This is a genomic window from Microbispora sp. NPDC049633 (assembly GCF_040675265.1).
Lineage (GTDB): Bacteria > Actinomycetota > Actinomycetes > Streptosporangiales > Streptosporangiaceae > Microbispora > Microbispora maris.
Genome location: NZ_JBFAOO010000301.1, coordinates 1 through 6,201 on the forward strand (window position 1 = coordinate 1; position 6,201 = coordinate 6,201).

6 protein-coding genes and 1 tRNA gene are annotated in these 6,201 nt (G+C 71.2%); 5 read left to right on the plus strand and 2 right to left on the minus strand.

Translation table 11 applies throughout. The features are described from left to right. Window positions 1–317 (minus strand): family 1 glycosylhydrolase (locus AB0J39_RS37405; RefSeq protein ID WP_363473599.1); only part of this gene is annotated, 317 nt, incomplete at its 3' end. 401 nt (window positions 318–718) lie between these two features. Here AB0J39_RS37405 and AB0J39_RS37410 point away from each other — a divergent pair. Together AB0J39_RS37410 and AB0J39_RS37415 are read left to right on the plus strand one after the other, a co-directional pair. Then, window positions 719–1,732, plus strand: coding sequence for a LacI family DNA-binding transcriptional regulator (locus AB0J39_RS37410; protein WP_363473602.1), 1,014 nt, complete (start codon window positions 719–721; stop codon window positions 1,730–1,732). A 153-nt stretch (window positions 1,733–1,885) separates the two neighbouring features. Then, the gene (locus tag AB0J39_RS37415) at window positions 1,886–2,191 is read left to right on the plus strand and encodes a DUF6401 family natural product biosynthesis protein (RefSeq protein ID WP_363473604.1); all 306 of its coding nucleotides are present in this window, start codon (window positions 1,886–1,888) and stop codon (window positions 2,189–2,191) included. Between the two features lie 61 nt (window positions 2,192–2,252). Here AB0J39_RS37415 and AB0J39_RS37420 read toward each other — a convergent pair whose 3' ends face one another. Further along, a complete protein-coding gene (locus tag AB0J39_RS37420; RefSeq protein WP_363473607.1) occupies window positions 2,253–3,368 on the minus strand; it encodes a hypothetical protein in 1,116 nt (371 codons plus the stop codon). Between the two features lie 218 nt (window positions 3,369–3,586). On the opposite strand from AB0J39_RS37420, the gene AB0J39_RS37425 reads away from it, so the two are divergent. The 3 genes from AB0J39_RS37425 (at window position 3,587) to AB0J39_RS37435 (ending at window position 6,176) form a co-directional block, all read left to right on the plus strand. Further along, window positions 3,587–4,012: a nuclear transport factor 2 family protein gene (locus AB0J39_RS37425; RefSeq protein ID WP_363473610.1), complete on the plus strand. Its 426-nt coding sequence runs from the start codon at window positions 3,587–3,589 to the stop codon at window positions 4,010–4,012. A gap of 386 nt (window positions 4,013–4,398) precedes the next feature. Further along, a tRNA-Ser gene (locus AB0J39_RS37430) sits at window positions 4,399–4,478 on the plus strand. A gap of 114 nt (window positions 4,479–4,592) precedes the next feature. Beyond that, complete coding sequence (locus tag AB0J39_RS37435; protein WP_363473613.1) at window positions 4,593–6,176, plus strand: TROVE domain-containing protein; 1,584 nt, start codon at window positions 4,593–4,595, stop codon at window positions 6,174–6,176. The last annotated feature ends 25 nt before the right edge of the window (window positions 6,177–6,201 follow it).

A 6,201-nucleotide genomic window follows, 5' to 3' on the forward strand; every position in this document is an offset into this window, starting at 1 on the left:
AGCCCGCGCCGGTTCACCGGTCCGCGGCCGTCGGGCAGCACCCGCGGCCAGGCAACGGAAAATCGGTAGGCCCCCGCCCCCAGGTCTTTCATGAGATCGACATCCTCTTGCCAGCGGTGATAGTGGTCGCAGGCGAACTCACCCGACTCGCCCCGTGCCACCGCGCCGGGCACCCGGCAGAAGGTGTCCCAAATCGAAGGCCCCCGGCCGTCGATGTCGACGGCCCCCTCGATCTGATACGCCGCGGTGGCCGTGCCCCACACAAAGCCCGCGGGAAAAGTCCGCGGCATGGCGGGGCGTTCGTCGGTCGCCGTCATTCCCTGTTCGCTCCAGGTTCCGTGCCCGCTCCGGTGAACAGCCCGGACACGGCGGCCGGCCGTGCGGGCGATGGGACCGTTCCCCCGGCAGCCACGGGACCCGCCGAGCCGTACGGCGGGCACACACGCGGGCAGACGGGGTTCCGCAGCGAACACCTGAACTCCCTCGCAGGAGGAAGGGGAAGCGGCTGCGAGACGTGACAGCGGCCGAGCCCGTGGCAACGAGAAAGCGCCGGCCGATGCCCGCTATCACACATAAAAGGAGGGGAAGCTGTCAAGTCACGAAAACGTGACGGAGGGAAATTCTGCTTACTGGTTGACGAGTCGCCCGATGATTGCGTATTTTCAGGGAAACCGGTTGCATGAAACCGGTTACAGCGAGATGCGATAGCGTTTGGTCCGTGGCAACGATCAGAGAGCTGGCGCGCCTGTGCGGCGTGTCTCCCGCGACTGTCTCCCGCGTCTTCAACAACCCCCAGGTGGTGAATGCGAAGACCAGGGAGCAGGTCCTGCGGACGGCCCGCCAGATCGGCTACCTGCCCAACGAGTCGGCCCGCACGCTGGCCACCAAGAAGTCCTTCATGGTCGGCCTCGTGTGGGACACCGACCACCGCCGCCCCGGCTGGCGGCACCCGTTCTTTCAGGAAATTCTCATCGGCCTGAAGACCGCGCTCAGCGGGCGCGGCTACCACCTGCTCATGCTGGCCACGAGCGGGGAACCGACCGAGGACGCCTACGTACGCGCCGTGCGCAGGCACAACCTGGACGGCGTGGTGATGATCGACAGTGGCACCTGGGACCCCTCACTGCGGCAACTGGCCGAATCGGGTGTCCCCTGCGTCAGCCTCGACCGTCCCGTGCAGGGTCCCCGCGCCACGTACGTCACCTCGGACAACGTCGGCGGCGCCCGCCTCGCCGTCCGGCACCTGCACGAGCAGGGGCGCCGGGCCATCGCCACGATCACGGGCCCGGCGCACACGCGGCCGGGCGCCGAGCGCCTGCAGGGCTACCGGGACGAACTGGCCCGGCTGGGGCTGCCGCACCGGCCCGAATTCGTGGTCGAGGGCGACTTCTACCTGTCGGGCGGCCACGCCGCGATGCGCCGCCTGCTGGAGGCCGACGACCGGCCCGACGCCGTGTTCGTCGCGGGCGACGAGATGGCCGTCGGCGCGCTGGTCGCGATCGGCGAGGCCGGCCTGAAGGTGCCCGAGGACATCGCCCTGGTCGGCTTCGACGACATCGAGGTGGCCGCGCTCGTCCCGCCGGGCCTGACGACCGTCGCCCAGGACAAGGACGGATTCGGCATCGCCGCCGCGGAGGCGGTCGTCTCCATGATCAACGGCGCGGACGCTCCGCCGCCCCGGATCCTGCCGGCCACGCTCGTCGTGCGCGGCTCCAGCACACCTCCGCTCTGAAGCCCGGCCCTTTCACACATACTCAGGGACCACGGCGAGATCGATCACCCCGGGGTGAGACCTATGGGGACAGCGTGCATTCTGGAGCGCTGTGCTCCCGGAGGCGCTTATCGTGATGAGGCATCCATCGCTTTGATCCTCCGGGGGACTTCCGTGTCCGAGCAGTCCTGGCCTGCCCGCATCCGTGCCGAGTTCGCGCAGCGCGTGCTGGATTTGCGGCACCATCACCCCGGAGTCCTCGCCTCGCTGGACCAGCACATGGCCGCCGTCAGGCACGCCATCGCGGAGCTGGGCGAGCGGGTGGGGCCCGCCTCTCTGGTCGCCTACCTGATCGGCTACTGGGACGGCGCGCGGGACAAGGGCTGGCGGGCGCCCGGACCGGACCAGCCGCTCGACTTCGCCGCCCTGCGTATGACCGCCGTCTGCCTGATGCTCGACGCCGCGGCCGAACCGGCCTGACGACACAGCGGCGGGGCGCCCCTCCCCGTGGAGGGACGCCCCGCGACGAACGGCGACGCGCTCACCCGCGCGGCGACGGAGGCTCCTCCGGGGGATTCGGCCAGGAGGAGGTGGGCCGCGCCTCGCCCGGCGCGTCCTGCGGCATCGGGGCGCCCTGTGTTCCGGGGGCGCCCTGTGTTCCGGGGGCGCCCTGTGTTCCGGGGGCGCCCTGTGTTCCGGGAACCCCCTGAGGTCCCGCCTGCGCACCCGGCGAGACCGTGTTCCCCGGCGAGACCGTGCCGGCCGGAGGGACAGGGGTCGTCGGTGCGCCCGGGGCGGCCGGCGGAGTGCTCTCGGGATACGCGGGCCGCGTCGCCTGCGCACCCCCGGCGTCCGGCGCGGCACCCTGCGGGTACGCCGCCGAGGCAGGCTGGGCGAAGGCGCCCACCCGCTGCTCGGGCCGCGGCACGGCGACCGTCTCCATCGCGTCGGCACGGCCCCGGCTGTAGGCCGCGGCCTGGGCGCGGATGGTGTCGGTCTCGGCCTCCGCGCGGTTCAGCCAGTGCTCCCAGCGCTGCTGCATGGGCCGGACCAGGCCCCCGCCGACGCCGACGATGAGGATGCCGGCCACGGCGGCCAGGAAGGCGATCAGCACCGGGGTCGTGACGGTGGTCGCGACCTCGATCTGGTTGAGCGCGGCGATGACGCCGAGGCCGATGATGAACACCGACGCGATCGTGGCCAGCGCCCGGCCGTACGACAGGGAGCCCAGAGCGGAGGTGACGATGTCCTTGACCGCCCTGGCGATGGCGACGGCGACCACGATGATGACGATCGCGACGGCGGCCTTGGGCAGCCACGCCACCACTCCGGCGAGCAGCTCGCTGACGGGGTTGGGCCCGAAGACGGAGAAGGCGATCTGCAGCGTGACCAGCAGGACCGCGTAGTAGACCAGTTTCGCGAGCAGACCGGACGCGTCGTACTTGCTGCGCGCCAGCGCCCGCCCCGCGCTGCCGCGCTCGACCCAGCGGTCGAACCCGACGCGTTCGAGAACGGCGTCGACGGCCTTCCGCAGTGCCTTGGCGATCAGCCAGCCCACCGCGAGGACGACGACGAATGCGAGGAACTTGGGGACGAACGTGGCGACCGACGACCAGGCGTCAGCCACTCCTCTTCCCCAGTCGACCGGAGCGGCCATGGGTCCTCCTGTTCAGAGCCTTCCGCGACGTATGACGCCCACGGCTACCCGGTGATCCGCGTCTCATACCGGATGTGTGTCCGGCCGGGCACGCAAGGCGACGCTCCGGCCCGCAGCGGTGCACGTCAGCCCAGCCGTCGCGCCCGGAGAAAAATCCGGCTCCCCTGGAGTTCCGTATGCTGTACGGTACAGCATACGGAGAGAGAGAGGGGCTGTTCGTGTACGAGCCGAGCGACGAGGAACTGAAGAGCGTCGAGGACTGGTTCGCCCAGTACGACGCGCTGGCCGAGCAGGGGGAGATCGAGAAGCTGGCCGGCCTCGCGGTCTTCCCGATGAACCTGGTCACCGACGTGCCCGGCGGCTTCGCCGCGGTCCGGCAGTGGACGCGCGAGGAGTACGTCGAGGCGATGAAGGAGGCCATGGGCGGCGGAACGGCGGGGCTCGGGCTCGAGTCGGTGCGGACGCCGCGTTTCCTCAGCCCCAACCTCGTGTTCGTGGAGACCACGGCGACGATGACGGTCGAGGGCCGGAGGGAGAGCATGCACTACGGCGACCTGCTGGTGCGCACCGAGCAGGGGTGGGCGTTCCAGACGATGGCACAGGGCGGCTGGGGTCATGGCTGGCCGCCCGCCAGGCGCGGCTGATTCACCGCTGATCCGGCACACGCGGCGCGGGAAAAACAAAATGCGCACGAAACCGCGGCGCGCTTAGGATTTCCGCTGTCGCGAAGGATCCGCCGGCTCGGGAAACAGCTAAAGAGCCGCCGGTTTCCGGAGTCGGCACATGAATGACAAAGCACCTCCCGGTGCGAAGGCGACGGTTACTTCTCAGGATCGAGCGGCCGCTCGAGGTGAACGAGCACTGTGCCGCCGCCGAATCCGATCTCGGGAGGGCACAACTCGATATGCACCTCCCGGTGCGAAGGCAGCGGTTACTTCGAGGTTCGAATCCTTACAGCTCCCCATCGGGGCTGCCGGCCCCCAGGCGGGCCAACCGCCGCCACCCCGATCTCGGGAGGAGCACGACTTCGCCGGCCGCGCCCGGTGCGAAGGCAACGGTTACTTCGATTTGGGATCGAGTGGTCGCAGGTTCGAGTCCTGCCCGGCCGGAAATCCGGCCGGTAGCTCAGCCGGCAGAGCGCTGTCACCGTCGCCGCTTCCGATCTCGGGCGCGTTCGGACAACGAGGACGGGCTCCTTCCCCGGAGTGGAAGGAGCCCGTTCTCATGGCGAAATTCAACACCGGCACGGCCGGGCCCGCGACGGTCAGCCCGGTCACCACCGAGGCCGTCCCGCGCGGTCGTACGCACGAGGGCGCGCCCGGTTACCACCGCGGCCCCAGGTCGGAGCTGTTCGTCCTCGCGGTGTCGAACATGGTCGGTGAGAACACCTTCTACGAGAGGGCGGGCGACCGCGACGGCAGGTTCCGCGCCCTCGTCCACCGGGTCGCGGTCGAGGACGGCGACTGGATGGCCCGTTTCCTGCCGTGGCTGCGGGGCGAGGCGAACATGCGCTCGGCGTCCCTGGTCGCCGCCCTGGAGTCCGTGCGCGCCCGCCTCGCCGCCGGACTGCACGGCGGAAACCGCGAGCTCGTCGCCTCCGTGCTCCAGCGGGCGGACGAGCCGGGAGAGGCACTCGCCTACTGGACGTCCCGGTACGGCCGGGCCGTCCCCAAGCCGGTCAAGCGCGGCATCGCCGACGCCGTGCGGCGGCTCTACACCGAGCGCTCCCTGGTCAAGTACGACAGCGGCGCCCGCGGCTTCCGCTTCGGCGACGTCGTCGAGCTCGTCCACCCCACCCCCGCGGACGACCGGCGTGCCTGGCAGGGCGACCTGTTCGCGCACGCGCTCGACCGGCGCCACAACCGCGACAAGCCGATCCCCGCGTCGCTGCGGACGCTGCGTGAGCGGGCGGCGCTACTCGCCCTTCCGGCGGAGGAGCGCCGGACGGCGCTGTCCGCACCGGAGCGCCTCGCCGCCGCGGGCATGACCTGGGAGGCGCTCGCCGGCTGGCTGCAGGGCCCGATGGACGCACAGGCCTGGTCGGCCGTCATCCCGTCGATGGGATATATGGCGCTTTTGAGGAATTTGCGGAACTTCGACGAGGCCGGCGTGGGCGACGACGTCGCCGAGCGGGTCATCGCGAGGCTCACCGACCCGGAGGAGGTCGCGCGTTCCCGGCAGCTGCCGTTCCGGTTCTTCTCGGCGTACCGGAACGCGCCCTCGCCCCGCTGGGCCCACGCCCTGGAGACGGCGCTGACGCTCGCCACCCGCAACGTGCCGTCGTTCGGCGGGCGCTCGCTCGTGCTCGTGGACACGTCGGGGTCCATGGCGTCCGGGGCGGTCTCCGCGCGGTCGACGGTCGCGCCCGTGGATGCGGCGGCGCTGTTCGGCGTGACCCTCGCGGCGCGCGGCGACCGGGTCGACCTCGTGGGTTTCGCCGACGGCGTCTTCCGGCACGAGATCCGGCCGGGGGCGTCCGTGCTGCGCGAGGTCGAGCGGTTCCGCGCCCGGATCGGCGAGGTCGGCCACGGTACGCAGATCACCGACGCGCTCACCCGGTCCTGGCACGGCCACGACCGGGTGGTGATCCTCTCGGACATGCAGACCATGGCCGGGTCCCGCCGAGGAGGGGTCACCACCGCGGTTCCGGCGAGCGTGCCGGTGTACGGCTTCAACCTCGGCGGCTACCGGGCCGCGGCGATGCGGACCGGCTCGGCGAACCGGCACGAGTTCGGCGGCTTCTCCGACGCCTGCTTCCGGATGATTCCCTTGCTGGAGGCGGGCGCGTCGGCCGGCTGGCCGTTCTGACCTCGGCGGCGGCGCGGCGAGGGCC

Excerpts from the sequence above, each read along its gene's own strand:
- AB0J39_RS37420 (WP_363473607.1), bottom strand. The coding sequence starts at position 3,368 with ATGGCCGCTCCGGTCGACTGGGGAAGAGGAGTGGCTGACGCCTGGTCG.
- AB0J39_RS37435 (WP_363473613.1), top strand. The coding sequence starts at position 4,593 with ATGGCGAAATTCAACACCGGCACGGCCGGGCCCGCGACGGTCAGCCCG.